This is a genomic window from Bradyrhizobium sp. Bra78 (genome assembly GCF_024519855.1).
Taxonomy (GTDB): Bacteria; Pseudomonadota; Alphaproteobacteria; order Rhizobiales; family Xanthobacteraceae; genus Bradyrhizobium; species Bradyrhizobium japonicum_G.
Map to the genome: position 1 here is coordinate 162,052 of NZ_JALJRE010000010.1, position 16,420 is coordinate 178,471.

Sequence of the window (16,420 nt, forward strand, 5' to 3'; positions counted from 1 at the left end):
GAAATGACCAAGCTCATCATCGACGGCAAAGAGATCGATGTCCCGCCGGAGTACACGCTGCTTCAGGCGTGCGAAGCGGCCGGCGCCGAGATTCCGCGCTTCTGCTATCACGAGCGGCTGTCGATCGCCGGCAATTGCCGGATGTGCCTCGTCGAAGTGAAGGGCGGCCCGAAGCCGGTCGCGAGCTGCGCCTGGGGCGTGCGCGATTGCCGTCCGGGCCCCAAGGGCGAGCCGCCGGAAATCTCGACGCGTTCGCCGATGGTGAAGAAGGCGCGTGAAGGCGTGATGGAATTCCTTCTCATCAACCATCCGCTGGACTGCCCGATCTGCGACCAGGGCGGCGAGTGCGATCTTCAGGACCAGGCGATGGGCTATGGTGTCGACACCAGCCGCTTCGCCGAGAACAAGCGCGCGGTCGAGGACAAATATCTCGGCGCGCTGGTCAAGACCTCGATGAACCGCTGCATCCAGTGCACGCGCTGCGTCCGCTTCTCGGCGGAAGTCGCCGGCGCTCCCGAGATGGGCGCCACCGGCCGCGGCGAGGACATGGAGATCACCACGTATCTCGAGCACGCGCTGACGTCGGAATTGCAGGGCAATCTCGTCGACATCTGCCCGGTCGGCGCGCTGACCTCGAAGCCCTATGCTTTCGCCGCGCGCCCCTGGGAGCTCGGCAAGACCCAGTCGGTCGACGTGATGGACGGCGTGGGATCTGCGATCCGCGTCGACACCCGCGGCCGCGAGGTGATGCGCGTGCTGCCGCGCATCAACGAGGCCGTGAACGAGGAGTGGATCTCGGACAAGACCCGTCACGTCGTCGACGGCCTGCGCACCCAGCGGCTCGACCGGCCCTATATCCGCGAGGCCGGCAAGCTTCGCGCGGCAAGCTGGCCCGAGGCCTTCGCAACCATCGCGGCCAAGGCGGCGCGCACCGACGGCAAGCGCATCGGCGCCATCGCCGGCGATCTTTCCGGCGTCGAGGAGATGTTCGCGCTGAAGGATCTGCTCGCCAAATACGGCTCGGCCAATCTGGCAGTGCAGGGCGGCGACGCCTTCGATCCCGCGCTCGGCCGCGGTTCCTACATCTTCAATCCGACGCTTGCAGGCGTCGAGCAGGCCGACGCGCTGCTCATCATCGGCGCCAATCCGCGCAAGGAAGCGGCGGTGTTCAACGCCCGCATCCGCAAGCGCTGGCGTGCCGGCGGCTTCAAGGTCGGCGTGATCGGCGCGAAAGCCGATCTGACGTACGACTATGACCATCTCGGTGCGGGTACCGAGACGCTCGGCGAACTTGCCGCCGGGAAGCACTCCTTCATGGACGTGCTGAAGAACGCCAAGAACCCGATCATCCTGGTCGGCGCGGGCGCAGCCTCCCGTCACGACGGCGCCGCCATTCTTGCAGCCAGCGCCAAGCTCGCGCTCGACGTCGGTGCGATGAAGGACGGCTGGAACGGCTTCGGCGTGCTGCACGAGACCGCCTCGCGCGTCGGAGCGCTGGATATCGGCTTTGTCGCCGGTCAGGGCGGATTGAACGCCGCGCAGATGACGACGTTCGGCACGCTCGACCTCTTGTTCCTGCTCGGCGCCGACGAGATCAAGGCGCCGGACGGCACTTTCGTCGTCTATATCGGCACCCATGGCGACCGCGGCGCGCATCGCGCCGACGTCATCCTGCCGGCGGCCGCCTACACCGAGAAATCCGCGATCTACGTCAACACCGAAGGCCGCGTGCAGATGACAGGCCGTGCCGCATTCCCGCCGGGCGAGGCCCGCGAGGACTGGGCGATCGTGCGCGCGCTCTCGGAGGCGCTCGGCAAGAAGCTCGGCTATGACTCGCTGTCGGCGCTCCGCCAGGCGATCTTCAAGGCTGTGCCGCATCTGATCCGTCTCGACCAGATCGAGGCCGGATCCGCCGACCAGGTCAAGAAGCTGGCGGGGAAGGGCGGCTCGCCCGAGAAGGCGCCGTTCAAGCCGCTGGTCGAGGACTTCTACCTGACCAACCCAATCGCGCGTGCGTCCGCCGTGATGGCGGAATGCTCGCGGCTTGCCTCCGGGCAGATGCTGACCGCAGCGGAGTGAGCGTGATCTGATGGAATTCTTCGAAAGCGCATTCTGGACCGGGTTCCTCTGGCCGCTGATCATCATGATCGCGGAGAGCGTTCTGGTGCTCGTCGTCCTTCTGATCGCGATTGCCTACATCCTGCTCGCCGACCGCAAGATCTGGGCGGCGGTGCAGATTCGCCGTGGCCCGAACGTGGTCGGACCCTGGGGCCTGCTGCAGTCCTTCGCCGACCTGCTGAAATTCGTGCTGAAGGAGCCGATCATCCCGGCCGGCGCCAACAAGGGCGTGTTTCTCCTTGCTCCCTTGGTCTCGTGCGTCCTGGCGCTCGCGGCCTGGGCGGTGATTCCGACCAATCTCGGCTGGGTGATCTCCGACATCAATGTCGGCATCCTGTTCATCTTCGCGATCTCGTCGCTGTCGATCTACGGCATCATCATGGCCGGCTGGTCGTCGAACTCGAAATATCCGTTCCTGGCGGCGCTGCGCTCGGCGGCGCAGATGGTGTCCTACGAGGTCTCGATCGGCTTCGTCATCATCACCGTGCTGCTCTGCGCCGGCACGCTGAACCTCTCGGCCGTGGTCGAGGCTCAGCATGTCCGCGGCCTGGCCAGCCTGATCGGGCTGCCGCAGCTGACGATCCTGAACTGGTACGTCTGGCCGCTGTTCCCGATGTTCGTGATCTTCTACGTCTCGGCGCTGGCGGAGACCAACCGTCCGCCCTTCGACCTCGTCGAAGCGGAATCCGAACTGGTCGCCGGCTTCATGGTCGAATACGGATCGACGCCGTATCTGCTGTTCATGCTCGGCGAGTATGTCGCGATCGTCACGATGTGTGCGATGGCGACGATCCTGTTCCTCGGGGGCTGGCTGCCGCCGGTCGACCTGCCGCCTTTCAACTGGGTGCCAGGGATCATCTGGTTCTCGCTCAAAGTGTTCTTCATGTTCTTCCTGTTCGCGATGGCAAAGGCGATCGTGCCCCGCTACCGCTACGATCAACTGATGCGCCTCGGCTGGAAAGTGTTCCTGCCGCTGTCGCTGGCGATGGTGATCGTGGTGGCCGGTGTGCTGCACTTTGCCGGCATCGCGCCGAAGTGAGGGCCGTCATGGGTATCAACGTCAACGCCACTGCACGCTCGCTTCTGCTGTCGGAATTCGTCTCGGCGTTCTTCCTCGCCATGCGCTATTTCTTCCAGCCGAAGCCGACGCTGAACTATCCGTTCGAGAAGGGCCCGATCTCGCCGCGCTTCCGCGGCGAGCACGCGCTGCGCCGCTATCCGAACGGTGAAGAGCGCTGCATCGCCTGCAAGCTGTGCGAAGCGATCTGCCCGGCGCAGGCGATCACCATCGAGGCCGGTCCGCGCCGCAACGACGGCACCCGCCGCACGGTGCGCTACGACATCGACATGGTGAAGTGCATCTATTGCGGCCTCTGCCAGGAGGCCTGCCCGGTCGACGCCATCGTCGAAGGTCCGAACTTCGAGTTCGCGACCGAGACCCGCGAGGAACTGTTCTATGACAAGGCCAAGCTGCTCGCCAATGGCGACCGCTGGGAACGCGAGATCGCCAAAGCGATCGAGCTCGACGCGCCGTACCGGTGAGATGAGAGCATGATCCTTCCCGCGCTGTTCTTCTATCTCTTCGCCGGCGTCTGCGTCGCCTCGGCGGTGATGGTGATTGTCTCGCGCAATCCCGTGCACTCCGTGCTGTACCTGATCCTGGCCTTCGTCAACGCCTCCGGCCTGTTCGTGCTGATGGGTGCCGAGTTCCTGGCGATGATCCTGATCGTCGTCTATGTCGGCGCGGTCGCGGTGCTGTTCCTGTTCGTGATCATGATGCTCGACGTCGACTTCCTCGAGCTGCGCGAGGGTTTCATCGAGTACCTGCCGGTCGGCCTCGTGATCGGCGGCATCTTCCTGTTCGAGCTGCTGCTCACCGTGGGCTTCTGGGTCATCAATCCCGGCGTCGCCAAGACGATCACGGCGGCGATCCCGACCAATGTCAGCAACACCGAAGCGCTCGGCCTCGTGCTCTATACGAAGTACATCCACTACTTCCAGCTCTCGGGCATGGTGCTTCTGGTTGCCATGATCGGCGCCATCGTGCTGACGCTGCGCCACAAGGCGAGCGTGAAGCGGCAGGACATCAACGTTCAGAACGCGCGCACGCCCGAGATGGCGATGGCGATGCGCAAGGTGGCGCCGGGGCAGGGGCTCCAGGACAGCGACGCGGCGGAGTGGGTGAAATGACGATCGGGCTCGGACACTATCTGGCGGTCGGCGCGATCCTGTTCACGCTCGGCATCCTCGGCATCTTCCTGAACCGCAAGAACATCATCGTCATCCTGATGTCGATCGAGCTGATCCTGCTCTCGGTCAACATCAACCTCGTGGCGTTCTCGACCTTCCTCGGCGACATCGTCGGCCAGGTCTTCGCGCTCCTGGTGCTCACCGTCGCGGCCGCTGAAGCCGCGATCGGTCTCGCCATCCTGGTGGTCTATTTCCGCAACCGCGGCTCGATCGCGGTTGAGGACGTCAATCTGATGAAGGGCTGATCTCAGTCATGGTCCAGGCGATCGTTTTTCTGCCTCTGCTGGGCGCCATTCTGGCCGGCCTGATCGCGCTGTTCGGCGCGCATGCCCGCAACCCCTCGGGCGACGAAGTGGAGCATCACGGCGACCACGGTCACGGCCATGGCGACGCCCACGCGGCGGCGGCCCATGACGACCATGGTCACGACGATCATGCTCACGACGACCACGGTCCGGCCGAGCCGCCCGCGGCCGGCTCGCGCGGCGCCGAGCTGATCACCACGGCGCTCCTGTTCGTGTCGGCGGCCCTGTCATGGATGACGCTGGTCGACGTCGGCTTCATGCATCACGACATGCGCATTCCGCTGATGCCGTGGATTCTCTCCGGCGATCTCCAGGTCTACTGGACGCTTCGGGTCGATACGCTCACGGCCGTGATGCTGGTGGTGGTGACGACCGTGTCCTCGCTCGTGCACCTCTATTCGATCGGCTACATGGACGAGGATCCGAACCGGCCGCGCTTCTTCGGCTATCTCAGCCTGTTCACCTTCGCCATGCTGATGCTGGTGACCGCGGACAATCTCGTGCAGCTGTTCTTCGGCTGGGAAGGCGTCGGTCTGGCGAGCTACCTCCTGATCGGCTTCTGGTACCAGAAGCCGTCGGCGAACGCCGCCGCCATCAAGGCCTTCGTGGTCAACCGCGTCGGCGATTTCGGCTTCGCGCTGGGCATCTTCGCGATCTTCCTGCTGGTCGGCTCGACCGATTTCGAGACCATCTTCCACACGGCGCCGGGCCTCACCGGCAAGACCATTGACTTCCTCGGCTGGCACGCCGATGCGCTGACCCTGACCTGCCTGCTGCTGTTCATGGGCGCGATGGGCAAATCGGCGCAGTTCCTGCTGCACACCTGGTTGCCGGACGCGATGGAAGGCCCGACCCCGGTCTCGGCACTGATCCACGCCGCGACCATGGTCACCGCCGGCGTCTTCATGGTGGCGCGCCTGTCGCCGCTGTTCGAGCTGGCGCCGAACGCGCAGGCCGTCGTGATGTTCTTCGGCGCGACCACGGCGTTCTTCGCCGCGACCATCGGCCTCGTCCAGAACGACATCAAGCGCATCGTCGCGTATTCGACCTGTTCGCAGCTGGGTTACATGTTCGTGGCGATGGGTGCGGGGGCCTATTCGGTCGGCATGTTCCATCTGTTCACGCACGCCTTCTTCAAGGCGCTGCTGTTCCTGGGCTCCGGCTCGGTGATCTACGCGATGCACCACGAGCAGGACATCCGCAACATGGGCGGCCTCTGGAAGAAGATCCCCTACACCTACGCGGTGATGGTGGTCGGCACGCTGGCCCTGACCGGCTTCCCGCTGACCGCGGGCTATTTCTCCAAGGACGCCATCATCGAGTCCGCCTACGCCTCGCACAATCCGTTCGCGATGTACGGCTTCCTGATGACGGTCGTCGCCGCCGGCCTGACCTCGTTCTACTCCTGGCGCCTGATCTTCAAGACCTTCCATGGCGAGCCGCATGACGAGCATCATTACGAGGCGGCGCACGAGGCCCCGATCTGGATGCTGATCCCGATCGGCGTGCTCGCGGTCGGCTCCATCATGGCCGGCTTCCCGTTCAAGGAACTGTTCGCCGGTCACGGCATCGAGGAGTTCTTCCGCGAATCCGTGAAGATGAATCCGCACATCATCGAGGAAATGCACCACATCCCCGAGAGCATCGCGTTCCTGCCGACGGTGATGATGGTGCTGGGCTTCCTGGTGTCGTACCTGTTCTACATCCGCCGGCCCTATCTGCCGGTCGAACTCGCGAAGACGCAGCCGATGCTGTACCAGTTCCTGCTCAACAAATGGTACTTCGACGAGCTCTACGACCTCATCTTCGTCCGTCCGGCGAAGTGGATCGGCTACCAGCTCTGGAAGAAGGGCGACGGCGTCATCATCGACGGCCTGGGTCCCGACGGCATCTCGGCCCGCGTGCTGGACGTCACCCGCAACGTCGTGAAGATCCAGACCGGTTATCTCTATCACTACGCGTTTGCCATGCTGATCGGCGCCGCCGGCCTGATCACCTGGTTCATGTTCGGCTTTGGAGGCCAGTAAATGACGACCTGGCCCATCCTTTCGGTCACGACGTTCCTGCCCTTGGTCGGCGCGCTGATCGTCTATCTCAGCCGCGGCGACGACGAGGCGGCCCGGCGCAACTCGCGCTGGATCGCGCTGTGGACCACGCTGATCACCTTCGCGGTGTCGGTGATCCTGGTCATGCGCTTCGATGCGTCGAACCCCGACTTCCAGTTCGTCGAGAAGGCGAACTGGCTCGCCACCGGTATCACCTACCACATGGGCGTGGACGGCATCTCGCTGCCGCTCGTGATCCTGACCACCGCCATCATGCCGTTCTGCATCATCGCGAGCTGGAAGGCGATCACCAACCGCGTCCGCGAATACATGATGGCGTTCCTGATCCTGGAAACGCTGATGATCGGCACCTTCTCGGCGCTCGATCTCGTGCTGTTCTACCTGTTCTTCGAGGGCGGCCTGATCCCGATGTTCCTGATCATCGGCGTCTGGGGCGGTCCGCGCCGGGTCTACGCGTCCTTCAAGTTCTTCCTCTACACGCTGCTCGGCTCGGTCCTGATGCTGCTCGCCATCATGGCGCTGTACTGGAACGGCGGCACCACCGACATCCCGACCCTGATGCACACCGCCGTGCCGCGGTCGTTGCAGACCTGGGCGTGGCTGGCCTTCTTCGCCTCCTTCGCGGTGAAGATGCCGATGTGGCCGGTGCACACCTGGCTCCCCGACGCGCACGTCGAGGCGCCGACCGCAGGCTCGGTGGTGCTCGCCGCAATCCTGCTGAAGATGGGCGGCTACGGCTTCCTGCGCTTCTCGCTGCCGATGTTCCCGCTGGCCTCGCACGACTTCGCGCCGCTGGTCTTCACGCTCTCCGCCATCGCCATCATCTACACCTCGCTGGTGGCCTTGATGCAGGAGGACATGAAGAAGCTGATCGCGTACTCGTCGGTCGCGCATATGGGCTTCGTCACCATGGGCATCTTCGCCGGCACCATGCAGGGCGTCGCCGGCGGCGTGTTCCAGATGATCTCGCACGGCATCGTCTCCGGCGCGCTGTTCCTCTGCGTCGGCATCGTCTACGACCGCATGCACACCCGCGAGATCGCGGCCTATGGCGGCCTCGTCAACCGGATGCCGCTCTACGCGCTGACCTTCATGGTCTTCACCATGGCCAATGTCGGCCTGCCCGGAACGAGCGGCTTCGTCGGCGAGTTCATGACGCTGCTTGGCACCTTCAAGGTCTCGATCCCGACAGCGTTCTTCGCGACCTTCGGTGTGATCCTGTCGGCGGCCTATGCGCTGTGGCTTTACCGCAAGGTCGTGTTCGGGGCGCTGGTCAAGCCGTCGCTGATGAGCATGAAGGATCTCACCCTGCGCGAGTGCGTGACGCTGTTCCCGCTGATCGCGCTGACGATCCTGTTCGGCGTTTACCCGAAGCCCGTGCTCGACATGTCGGCCGCCTCGGTCCAGCAACTCGTCAACAATTACAACACCGCTGTGACGGCCGTGAAGGCCGCCGCACTGCTCCAGTGAGCGGGCAGGTCAGGATATCGCCATGAGCTTTGAGACTGCAGGTTATCAACTGGCGCCGGTGCTGCCCGAGCTCGTGCTCGCGGTCGGCGCCATGGCGCTCCTGATGCTCGGCGCCTATCGCGGGCAGGAGACCACCAGGACGGTGACCTCGCTCGCGGTCCTGCTCCTGGTCGCGGTCGGCTTGCTCGTCTACCTTCAGCCCGCGGACAAGCAGGTGACCTTCGGCGGCAGCTTCATCGTCGACGATTTCGCCCGCTTCATGAAGATCCTGGCCCTGATCGGCTCGGCGGTGACGCTGGTGCTGTCGACCGAGTTCCTGTCCGACCCGTCGCGCCGCATCTTCGAATACGCGATCCTGGTGCTGCTCTCGACGCTCGGCATGATGGTGCTGATCTCGGCCGGCGATCTGATCTCGCTCTATCTCGGCCTCGAATTGATGTCGCTGGCGCTCTATGTCGTGGCGGCCTCGAACCGCGACAACGCCAAATCGACCGAAGCCGGCCTGAAGTACTTCGTGCTCGGCGCGCTGTCGTCGGGCATGCTGCTGTACGGCTCCTCGCTGATCTACGGCTTCACCGGAACGGTCTCCTTCACGGGCATCGCGGCAGCCGCGACGGTCTCGAATGTCGGCCTGGTGTTCGGCCTGGTCTTCCTGCTCGCCGGCCTCTGCTTCAAGGTCTCGGCCGTGCCGTTCCACATGTGGACGCCCGACGTGTACGAGGGCGCGCCGACCCCGGTCACCGCGTTCTTCGCCTCGGCTCCGAAGGTCGCCGCGCTCGCCGTCTTCACCCGCGTCACGCTCACCGCATTCCCGGGCATCGTCTCGCAGTGGCAGCAGATCCTGGTGTTCGTCGCCATTGCGTCGATGGCGCTGGGTTCGTTCGCTGCGATCGGCCAGAGCAACATCAAGCGCCTGATGGCCTATTCCTCGATCGGCCACATGGGCTTTGCCCTGGTCGGTCTTGCCTCCGGCACCGTCGAGGGCGCGCAGGGCGTGCTGATGTACATCGTGATCTATGTCGCGATGACGCTGGGCTCGTTCTCGATCATCCTGGCCATGCGCCGCAACGGCCAGGCGGTCGAGCAGATCAGCGATTTCGCGGGCCTGTCGCGCACCAATCCGCTGCTCGCCTTCATGTTCGCGATGCTGCTGTTCTCGCTGGCCGGCATCCCGCCGCTCGCGGGCTTCTTCGCCAAATGGTACGTCTTCGTCGCCGCGATCAAGGCCAATTTGTTCACGCTTGCGGTGGTCGGCGTGCTGACCAGCGTGGTCGGCGCCTACTATTATCTCACCATCGTCAAGACGATGTATTTCGACGAGCCGGCCGGGCAGGTCGATCCGGTGCGCGTCGAGGTGAAGACGGTGCTGGCGGTCGCGGGCCTGTTCAACATCCTGTTCGCGTTGTTCGCAGGGCCAGTGGTGAGCGTCGCCTCCGCCGCGGCAAAGTCGCTGTTCTAGGATGGGATTCGCGCTCGGTCCTCGCGCACTCTCGGCGGGCTACAAGCTCGCAGCTTTCGACCGGACCGGCTCGACCAATACCGAGGCGATCGCGCATGCCAGGGGCGGCGAGCGCGGCCCGATGTGGTTCGTGACATCCGAGCAGACCGCCGGCCGCGGCCGCCGCCAGCGCTCCTGGATCGCGCCGCGTGGTAACCTTGCGGCCAGCGTCCTCGAGGTTCTGGACATTGCGCCCGCCGTCGCCGCCACGATCGGCTTCGCGGCGGGGCTGGCGGAGGAGGCTGCCCTCGAGAAGGTCAGCCTCGAGGCCGCTTTGCGCCTTGGCGAGGGCCGTCCCCGCTACGCCCTGAAATGGCCGAACGACGTGCTTGCGGGCGGCAGGAAGCTGGTCGGCATCGGCCTCGAGGCCGAGGCCATCGGCGATCGCCTAGCCGTTGTCGTCGGCATCGGCACCAACGTCGTCGCAGCACCCGAGGGCACCCCGACGCCCGCAGTGTCGCTCGCCGCGCTCGGCGTCCAGATCAGCGCGGAAGAGCTGTTTGCGGCGCTATCCGATGCCTGGGTGGAGTTCCGCGGCATCTGGGACAATGGCCGCGGCTTTGCCGAGATCCGCAAGCTCTGGCTGGAGCGCGCGGCCGGGCTTGGCGCGCGGGTCGCGATCAACACGGGAACGATGACACTGGAAGGCATTTTTGACACGATCGACGATACCGGTTGCCTGATCGTCCGCACCACTGACGGCCGACGCCTGCCGGTGGCGGCCGGCGAGGTGTTCTTCGGCTCGGCCGCCTCCGTGGGAGCTGCGTGATGGCGAAACCTGAAGAACTGGTCTTTGCGCCGCTCGGCGGCGTCGGCGAGATCGGCATGAACCTGTCGATCTACGGCCTCGGCAACCGCCAGCAGCGGGCCTGGCTGGCGATCGATCTCGGTGTCTCCTTCGGCGACGAGGAGCATCTGCCGGGCATCGACCTGATCATGCCCGACATCAGCTTCCTGGAGAAGGAGCGCAAGAACCTGATGGGGCTGGTGCTGACCCACGCCCATGAGGACCATTTCGGCGCCATCATCGATCTCTGGCCCAGGCTGAAATGCCCGATCTATGCGACCCAGTTCAGCGCGGCGCTGTTCGAGGCCAAATGCGCCGCCGAGCGCAACGCGCCGAAGATCCCGGTGACGGTGGTGCCGTCGGGCGGCCGCATCGATGTCGGCCCATTCAACGTCGAGTTCATTCCCGTCGCGCATTCGATCCCGGAGTCGCATGCGCTGGCGATTCACACCGACGTCGGCACGGTGCTGCACACCGGCGACTGGAAGATCGATCCGACCCCGATCATCGGCCGCCCGACCGACGAGAAGCGGCTGCGCGAACTGGGTGATCAGGGGCTGCTCGCCTTGATCGGCGATTCCACCAACGCCGTGCGCGACGGCCGCTCACCCTCGGAAGCCGAGGTTGCCCGATCCATTACCGAACTCGTCAAGGCCGCCAAGGGCCGCGTCGCAGTCACGACCTTTGCCTCCAACGTCGCGCGCCTCAAGGCCGTCGCCATCGCTGCGAAGGCCGCCGACCGTGAGGTCGTCGTGGTCGGCCGCGCCATGGAGCGCGTGGTGCAGGTCGCGCGCGAGACCGGCTATCTCGACGGCGTGCAGAGTTTCCGCTCCCCCGAGGTCTACGGCCATCTGCCGCAGGACAAGGTGCTGGCGCTCTGCACCGGCAGCCAGGGCGAGCCGCGCGCGGCGCTGGCGCGCATCGCCAATGACGACCATCCCGAGATCACGCTCAACCGCGGCGACAGCGTGATCTTCTCCTCGCGCACCATTCCCGGCAACGAGAAGGCGGTCGGCGCAATTATCAATGGCCTGGTTTTACAGGGTGTCGAGGTCATCACCGACCGCGACCATCTGGTTCACGTCTCCGGCCATCCCCGCCGCGACGAGCTGCGCGACATGATCGCCTGGACCAGGCCGCAGCTCCTGATCCCCGTCCACGGCGAGGCGCTGCACCTGAACGAGCACGCCAAGCTCGCGCGCGCCGCCGGCGTGCCGCGCGTGCTGGTCGTCCGCAACGGCGATCTCGTCAAGCTCGGCCCCGGCGATCCCGGCATCATCGGGGAAGTGCCCTCGGGCCGTCTCTACAAGGACGGCACGATCCTGGAGGATTCCAAGTCCCGTGCCGTGGTCGAGCGCCGCCGCATGGCGTTTTCGGGCTGTGCCTTCGTCGCCATCGCCATGACCGAGCAGGGCGAGCTTGCCGACGATCCCGAGGTCGATCTCGTCGGCATCCCCGAGAAGAACAGGGCGGGCGAACCCTTCGACGACATCGTCTTCGACGCCGTGGTCTCCACCGTCGAGGGCCTGCCGAAGGCGCGCCGCCGCGATGCGGATGCGCTGGCCGAGTCGGTGCGGCGCGCCGTCCGTGCCGTGATCAACGAACATTGGGGCAAAAAGCCTCCCTGTCTGGTACACGTCCTGACAGTCTGATTTGGGCACGATCTTTTCGGAAGACCGCTTCACACTTTGCGCTACCGCGGCCCTTCGGCTCCGGATCATGCATTAAGGGAGAAGAAACATGCTGGGCCGGCTCAACCATGTCGCGATCGCGACCAAGGACGCCGTCAAGGCCGCGAAGATCTATGGCGCCGCCTTCGGGGCGCAGATCTCGGAGGCCGTCGCGCTGCCCGATCATGGCGTCACCACCGTGTTCGCGACGCTCCCCAACACCAAGATCGAGTTCATCGAGCCGCTCGGCGAGGCCTCGCCGATCGCAAAATTCCTCGAGCGCAATGCCGACGGCGGCATCCACCACGTCTGCTACGAGGTCGTCGACATCATCGCCTCGCGCGACACGCTGGTGAAGGAGGGCGCGCGGGTGCTCGGCGACGGCGTGCCGAAGATCGGCGCGCATGGCAAGCCTGTGCTGTTCCTGCACCCGAAGGATTTTTCCGGTGCCCTGGTCGAAATCGAGCAGGCGTAAGGCCGGACCATGGCCATCCAGATCTCAACCGCAATCGCGATCTACTTCGTCATCTGGTGGATCGCGCTATTCCTGACGCTGCCCTTCGGCGTGCGCAGCCAGCACGAGGACGGCGTCGGCACACCCGGCACCGACCCCGGTGCGCCGATCCTGACGCGGATGAGGAGCAAGCTGATCTGGACCACGATCATCTCGGCGATCATCTACGGGATCGCCATGGTCGCCTATCACGCCGGCTATCTCTCGATCGAACGCCTGTCGAAATTGATGGGCATGCCGTTCTAGGTTTTCTGCTAGGTTTTTGCTGGGTTTTTTGCCGGATTTTTCGGTGTTGCGTCGTTGTTTTTGGGGGAACGAATGACTTTTCAGAGGATCGTCGTCGCGCTTCTGTTTCTGATCGTCGTTGGCCTCGGCGCCATCGGCTATTTTGAATGGAAGATGGCCGTGCAGGCACGGACGCTGAAGGCGTTCGTCGAGGGCTACGTCTTCAACGAGGCCGTGATCGCCTGCGAGCAGGCCAAGAGCTCGACGCCGTTCAAGTGGAACGGGGGCAAGAGCACTTCGGTGATCGGCCTGAACTCGGTCAAGCTGGACAAATACAACGTCAGTGCCAGCTACACGCTGGTGGCGGACAACGTCTATTGCGATTACGATCCGATCAAAAGAAAGGCCGAGATCGGCTCGAGCTTCCTGGAGCGGGAGTAACGATCCGGCCATGCAAATGGGATGGGATCGTCATGGCGCAGGGGCAGGCGGGAGGCTACCGGATCTTGCATGAGGCGGATCTGCGGGATTATCTCGCGGCCGCTCCGGACCTTGGGGCGATCCTCGGCGGCGAGCCGGCCGCCTGGCCCATCACCGAAGTCGGCGACGGCAACCTCAACCTCGTCTTCATCGTCAAGGGCGCGCGCGGCGGCGTCGCCGTGAAGCAGGCGCTGCCTTACGTCCGCCTCGTCGGCGAGAGCTGGCCGCTGCCGCTGTCGCGCGCCCATTACGAATTTCTGGCCTTGTCCCGGCAGGCCGAGCTCGCACCCGGTCTCGTGCCGGCTTTGCTGCACCACAACGAGACCTTGGCGCTGACGGTGATGGAGCTGCTCGAGCCCCACATCATCATGCGCAAGGGGATGGTCGCGGGCACGCAATATCCGCGCTTTGTGGACGACATCACCACCTTCATGGCGCGGACGCTGTTCTTCACCTCCGACCTCGCGCTGTCCGCCGCCGAGAAGAAGGAAGGCATCGCGGCCTTCGCCGGCAACCATGCGCTCTGCAAGATCACCGAGGATTTGATCTTCACCGATCCCTACCGGATCGCCGAGCAGAACCGCTGGACCGCGCCGTATCTCGACGGTCTGGCCGCTGAACTGCGCGACGACATGGACCTGCACGTCGCCGTCTCCCGGCTGAAGCTGAAGTTCATGGCGAGCCCCGAGGCGTTGCTCCATGGCGACCTCCATACCGGCTCGATCATGGTCACGGACAGCCAGACGCGGGTGATCGACCCCGAATTCGCATTCTACGGCCCGATGGGATTCGACATCGGCGCGGTGCTGGCCAATCTCCTGATGGCCTATTTCGCCTCCGCCGGCCACGAGCGCTCGCCCGGCGAGCGGCGCGCGTTCGAGGCTTGGGTGCTCGAAACGGTGGAGCAGGTCTGGAACGAGTTCGCCCGCAAGTTCCTTGACCTCTGGCGCGCAAGCGCGGCGGGGGATGCCTATCCCGCCTCGCTCTTCGCCGGCGAGAAGGGCGCCGCCCGCCTCGAGGCGGAGCGGCATGCCTACATGCAGCGGCTGTTCACCGACACCGTCGGCTTCGCCGCCGCCAAAACCATCCGCCGCATCTTCGGTCTCGCCCACAATATCGACTTCGAGCTGATCGAGGATCCGAAGAGGCGGGCGGTGAGCGAGGCCCGAGCCGTGCGGCTGGCGAGGGCGATGATGGTGGAGGCGGGGGCATTTCCGGCGATCGCGGACGTCACCGCTGCAGCGCGGAAGCTGCGGGATTGGCAGCCGGAGTTCACGGCCGGCTAGGCGCGTCCCAACAGATCGGCGGAGCCCGGGCGCCGCGCCAGCATATGCCAACCGCTTCAAGGCGCTTGCATTCGACGTGCCGCGAATGGTCAACTCTCGGATCGGAGCACGCCTGCATTGTCGGAGGGACACATGATGTTCAGGATAGTGGCGATCGTTGCTGGTTTGGGCCTGGCGCTCGCCGGTGCGGCAGAGGCCCAGACCCCGCGCAAGGGCGGAACCATCCGCATGACCGCGCCTTATGGTTCGAGCTTCACCAGCCTGGACATCCATACGACCCAGCGCGCCCAGGACGAGATCTACGCCAAGGCCTTGCACCGGTCGCTCTACATCTGGAATTCCGCGGAAGGCAAGCCGGTTCTGGAACTCGCCAAGGAGGATGTGGTCTCGGGCGGTGGCTTCGTTCACACCTTCAAGCTGCGCGACGACGCCTATTTCCACAACGGCCGCAAGATGACGGCCGACGACGTCATCTGGTCCTACAACCGCATCATGGATGGCACCAAGGCCTATCCCGGCGCACGTTACGTCCGCATCATCGAGGGCGCGGCCGCGGTCGAGAAGGGCCAGGCCAAGGAGATCTCCGGCCTGAGGAAGATCGACGACTTCACCCTCGAAATGAAGTTGACCGAAAAAGTCGATCCCGGATTCTACTTCTTCACCGCGCTGACCTCGATCTATCCCGCCGATGAGGGAGCAAAGGAGACCTTCATCCAGCATCCGATCGGCCTTGGGCCGTTCAAATTCGTCGAGCACGTGCCGGGATCGCGCATCGTCCTGGAGCGGTGGGACCGGTTCTACAAGCCCGGCAAGCCCTACGCCGACAAGGTCATCGTGTCGGTCATGGGCGAGGCCGCGGCCCGCGATGTCGCCTTCCGCAACAAGGAGATCGACACCTCGGTGCTGGGACCTGCGCAATATGTCGCTTATCAGAACGACGCCGACCTCAAGGGCACCGTCGTCGAAGTCGCCGAGGTCTTCACCCGCTACATGGGGATGAATCCCTCGTTCAAGCCGTTCGCCGACAAGCGCGTCCGGCAGGCGATCAACTACGCGATCGACACCGACCTGATCATCAACAAGCTGGTGAAGGGCAAGGCCTATCGCGCCACCAGCTGGCTGCCGCTGACCTCGCCCGCCTACGACAAGGCCATGAAGCCCTACGCGTTCGATCCCGCCAAGGCCAGGCAGCTGCTCGCAGACGCCGGCTACCCTTCAGGCTTCGAGTTCGAGTGGACCACCAGCCAGAACGAGAGCTGGGGCTTGCCGATCGTTTCGGCCGTCATCCCGATGCTGGACAAGGTCGGCATCAAGGCGAAGGTCAAGCAGGTCGAAACCGCGGTATTGGCGGAGGTGGTTCGCAGCGGCGACTACCAGGCCTTCATCTATTCCCAGGCGACCGGCCCGGATCCCCAGGCCGCGCTCAAGTGCTTCCACTCCGCGACGCCACAATCGGCCTGCAACTACATGAACTACAAGAACCCCGAGTTCGACAAGCTGATCGACGAGGCCGGACAGACCGACGACGCTGCAAAGCGCATCCAGCTGCTGCAGAAGGCCAATGCGCTGCTGTACGAAGAGGCTCCGGTCTGGTTCTTCAACTACAACAAGGCGGTCATGGCCGTGCAGCCCTGGCTCAAGGGGATCCAGCTGAACGCGACGGAGCTGACCCATCAGAACGTCGAAGACCTCTGGGTCGACGAGACCTCGCCCGCGAAGTGACATGCGCTGTCGCGCTCCCTCCATCGCGA

Annotated in this window: 15 protein-coding genes; all 15 read left to right on the forward strand. The window is 64.7% G+C overall.

Annotated features, from left to right (window positions below; translation table 11 throughout):
• Window positions 1–3: 3 nt before the first annotated feature.
• The 15 genes from nuoG (at window position 4) to OC450_RS22645 (ending at window position 16,391) form a co-directional block, all read left to right on the forward strand.
• Window positions 4–2,079, forward strand: a complete 2,076-nt coding sequence (nuoG, locus tag OC450_RS22575; RefSeq protein ID WP_256807199.1) for an NADH-quinone oxidoreductase subunit NuoG — start codon at window positions 4–6, stop codon at window positions 2,077–2,079.
• Between the two features lie 10 nt (window positions 2,080–2,089).
• On the forward strand, window positions 2,090–3,157 hold the full coding sequence (gene nuoH, locus OC450_RS22580; RefSeq protein ID WP_211386034.1) for an NADH-quinone oxidoreductase subunit NuoH: 1,068 nt from the start codon (window positions 2,090–2,092) through the stop codon (window positions 3,155–3,157).
• 8 nt (window positions 3,158–3,165) lie between these two features.
• Window positions 3,166–3,660 carry an NADH-quinone oxidoreductase subunit NuoI gene (gene nuoI, locus OC450_RS22585; RefSeq protein ID WP_014494864.1) on the forward strand — a complete coding sequence of 165 codons (495 nt, stop codon included), beginning with the start codon at window positions 3,166–3,168 and terminating at the stop codon, window positions 3,658–3,660.
• A gap of 9 nt (window positions 3,661–3,669) precedes the next feature.
• Window positions 3,670–4,308, forward strand: coding sequence for an NADH-quinone oxidoreductase subunit J (locus OC450_RS22590; RefSeq protein WP_015685768.1), 639 nt, complete (start codon window positions 3,670–3,672; stop codon window positions 4,306–4,308).
• On the forward strand, window positions 4,305–4,613 hold the full coding sequence (gene nuoK / locus OC450_RS22595) for an NADH-quinone oxidoreductase subunit NuoK (protein WP_008547737.1): 309 nt from the start codon (window positions 4,305–4,307) through the stop codon (window positions 4,611–4,613). Before OC450_RS22590 ends, nuoK begins: the two co-directional genes overlap by 4 nt.
• Before the next feature lie 8 nt (window positions 4,614–4,621).
• Entirely contained in the window at window positions 4,622–6,700 is a 2,079-nt protein-coding gene (gene nuoL, locus OC450_RS22600; protein WP_211386036.1) for an NADH-quinone oxidoreductase subunit L, read from the forward strand.
• Window positions 6,701–8,209: an NADH-quinone oxidoreductase subunit M gene (locus OC450_RS22605; RefSeq protein ID WP_211386037.1), complete on the forward strand. Its 1,509-nt coding sequence runs from the start codon at window positions 6,701–6,703 to the stop codon at window positions 8,207–8,209.
• Between the two features lie 22 nt (window positions 8,210–8,231).
• On the forward strand, window positions 8,232–9,668 hold the full coding sequence (nuoN, locus tag OC450_RS22610; RefSeq protein WP_262048710.1) for an NADH-quinone oxidoreductase subunit NuoN: 1,437 nt from the start codon (window positions 8,232–8,234) through the stop codon (window positions 9,666–9,668).
• Between the two features lies 1 nt (window position 9,669).
• A complete protein-coding gene (locus tag OC450_RS22615; RefSeq protein WP_211386039.1) occupies window positions 9,670–10,476 on the forward strand; it encodes a biotin--[acetyl-CoA-carboxylase] ligase in 807 nt (268 codons plus the stop codon).
• Window positions 10,476–12,146: a ribonuclease J gene (locus tag OC450_RS22620; RefSeq protein ID WP_256807201.1), complete on the forward strand. Its 1,671-nt coding sequence runs from the start codon at window positions 10,476–10,478 to the stop codon at window positions 12,144–12,146. Before OC450_RS22615 ends, OC450_RS22620 begins: the two co-directional genes overlap by 1 nt.
• A gap of 88 nt (window positions 12,147–12,234) precedes the next feature.
• The gene (gene mce, locus OC450_RS22625; protein ID WP_211386041.1) at window positions 12,235–12,639 is read left to right on the forward strand and encodes a methylmalonyl-CoA epimerase; all 405 of its coding nucleotides are present in this window, start codon (window positions 12,235–12,237) and stop codon (window positions 12,637–12,639) included.
• Window positions 12,640–12,648: 9 nt separating this feature from the next.
• Window positions 12,649–12,924 (forward strand): DUF1467 family protein, encoded by a 276-nt coding sequence (locus OC450_RS22630; RefSeq protein ID WP_262048711.1) that lies wholly within the window; start codon window positions 12,649–12,651, stop codon window positions 12,922–12,924.
• 72 nt (window positions 12,925–12,996) lie between these two features.
• Complete coding sequence (locus tag OC450_RS22635) at window positions 12,997–13,344, forward strand: hypothetical protein (protein ID WP_256807203.1); 348 nt, start codon at window positions 12,997–12,999, stop codon at window positions 13,342–13,344.
• A gap of 32 nt (window positions 13,345–13,376) precedes the next feature.
• Complete coding sequence (mtnK, locus tag OC450_RS22640; protein WP_262048712.1) at window positions 13,377–14,669, forward strand: S-methyl-5-thioribose kinase; 1,293 nt, start codon at window positions 13,377–13,379, stop codon at window positions 14,667–14,669.
• 132 nt (window positions 14,670–14,801) lie between these two features.
• Window positions 14,802–16,391 (forward strand): ABC transporter substrate-binding protein, encoded by a 1,590-nt coding sequence (locus OC450_RS22645; RefSeq protein WP_262048713.1) that lies wholly within the window; start codon window positions 14,802–14,804, stop codon window positions 16,389–16,391.
• The last annotated feature ends 29 nt before the right edge of the window (window positions 16,392–16,420 follow it).

Coding starts and splice junctions, on each gene's coding strand:
- nuoG (WP_256807199.1), top strand. CDS start 4: ATGACCAAGCTCATCATCGACGGCAAAGAGATCGATGTCCCGCCGGAG.
- nuoH (WP_211386034.1), top strand. CDS start 2,090: ATGGAATTCTTCGAAAGCGCATTCTGGACCGGGTTCCTCTGGCCGCTG.
- nuoI (WP_014494864.1), top strand. CDS start 3,166: ATGGGTATCAACGTCAACGCCACTGCACGCTCGCTTCTGCTGTCGGAA.
- OC450_RS22590 (WP_015685768.1), top strand. CDS start 3,670: ATGATCCTTCCCGCGCTGTTCTTCTATCTCTTCGCCGGCGTCTGCGTC.
- nuoK (WP_008547737.1), top strand. CDS start 4,305: ATGACGATCGGGCTCGGACACTATCTGGCGGTCGGCGCGATCCTGTTC.
- nuoL (WP_211386036.1), top strand. CDS start 4,622: ATGGTCCAGGCGATCGTTTTTCTGCCTCTGCTGGGCGCCATTCTGGCC.
- OC450_RS22605 (WP_211386037.1), top strand. CDS start 6,701: ATGACGACCTGGCCCATCCTTTCGGTCACGACGTTCCTGCCCTTGGTC.
- nuoN (WP_262048710.1), top strand. CDS start 8,232: ATGAGCTTTGAGACTGCAGGTTATCAACTGGCGCCGGTGCTGCCCGAG.
- OC450_RS22615 (WP_211386039.1), top strand. CDS start 9,670: ATGGGATTCGCGCTCGGTCCTCGCGCACTCTCGGCGGGCTACAAGCTC.
- OC450_RS22620 (WP_256807201.1), top strand. CDS start 10,476: ATGGCGAAACCTGAAGAACTGGTCTTTGCGCCGCTCGGCGGCGTCGGC.
- mce (WP_211386041.1), top strand. CDS start 12,235: ATGCTGGGCCGGCTCAACCATGTCGCGATCGCGACCAAGGACGCCGTC.
- OC450_RS22630 (WP_262048711.1), top strand. CDS start 12,649: ATGGCCATCCAGATCTCAACCGCAATCGCGATCTACTTCGTCATCTGG.
- OC450_RS22635 (WP_256807203.1), top strand. CDS start 12,997: ATGACTTTTCAGAGGATCGTCGTCGCGCTTCTGTTTCTGATCGTCGTT.
- mtnK (WP_262048712.1), top strand. CDS start 13,377: ATGGCGCAGGGGCAGGCGGGAGGCTACCGGATCTTGCATGAGGCGGAT.
- OC450_RS22645 (WP_262048713.1), top strand. CDS start 14,802: ATGATGTTCAGGATAGTGGCGATCGTTGCTGGTTTGGGCCTGGCGCTC.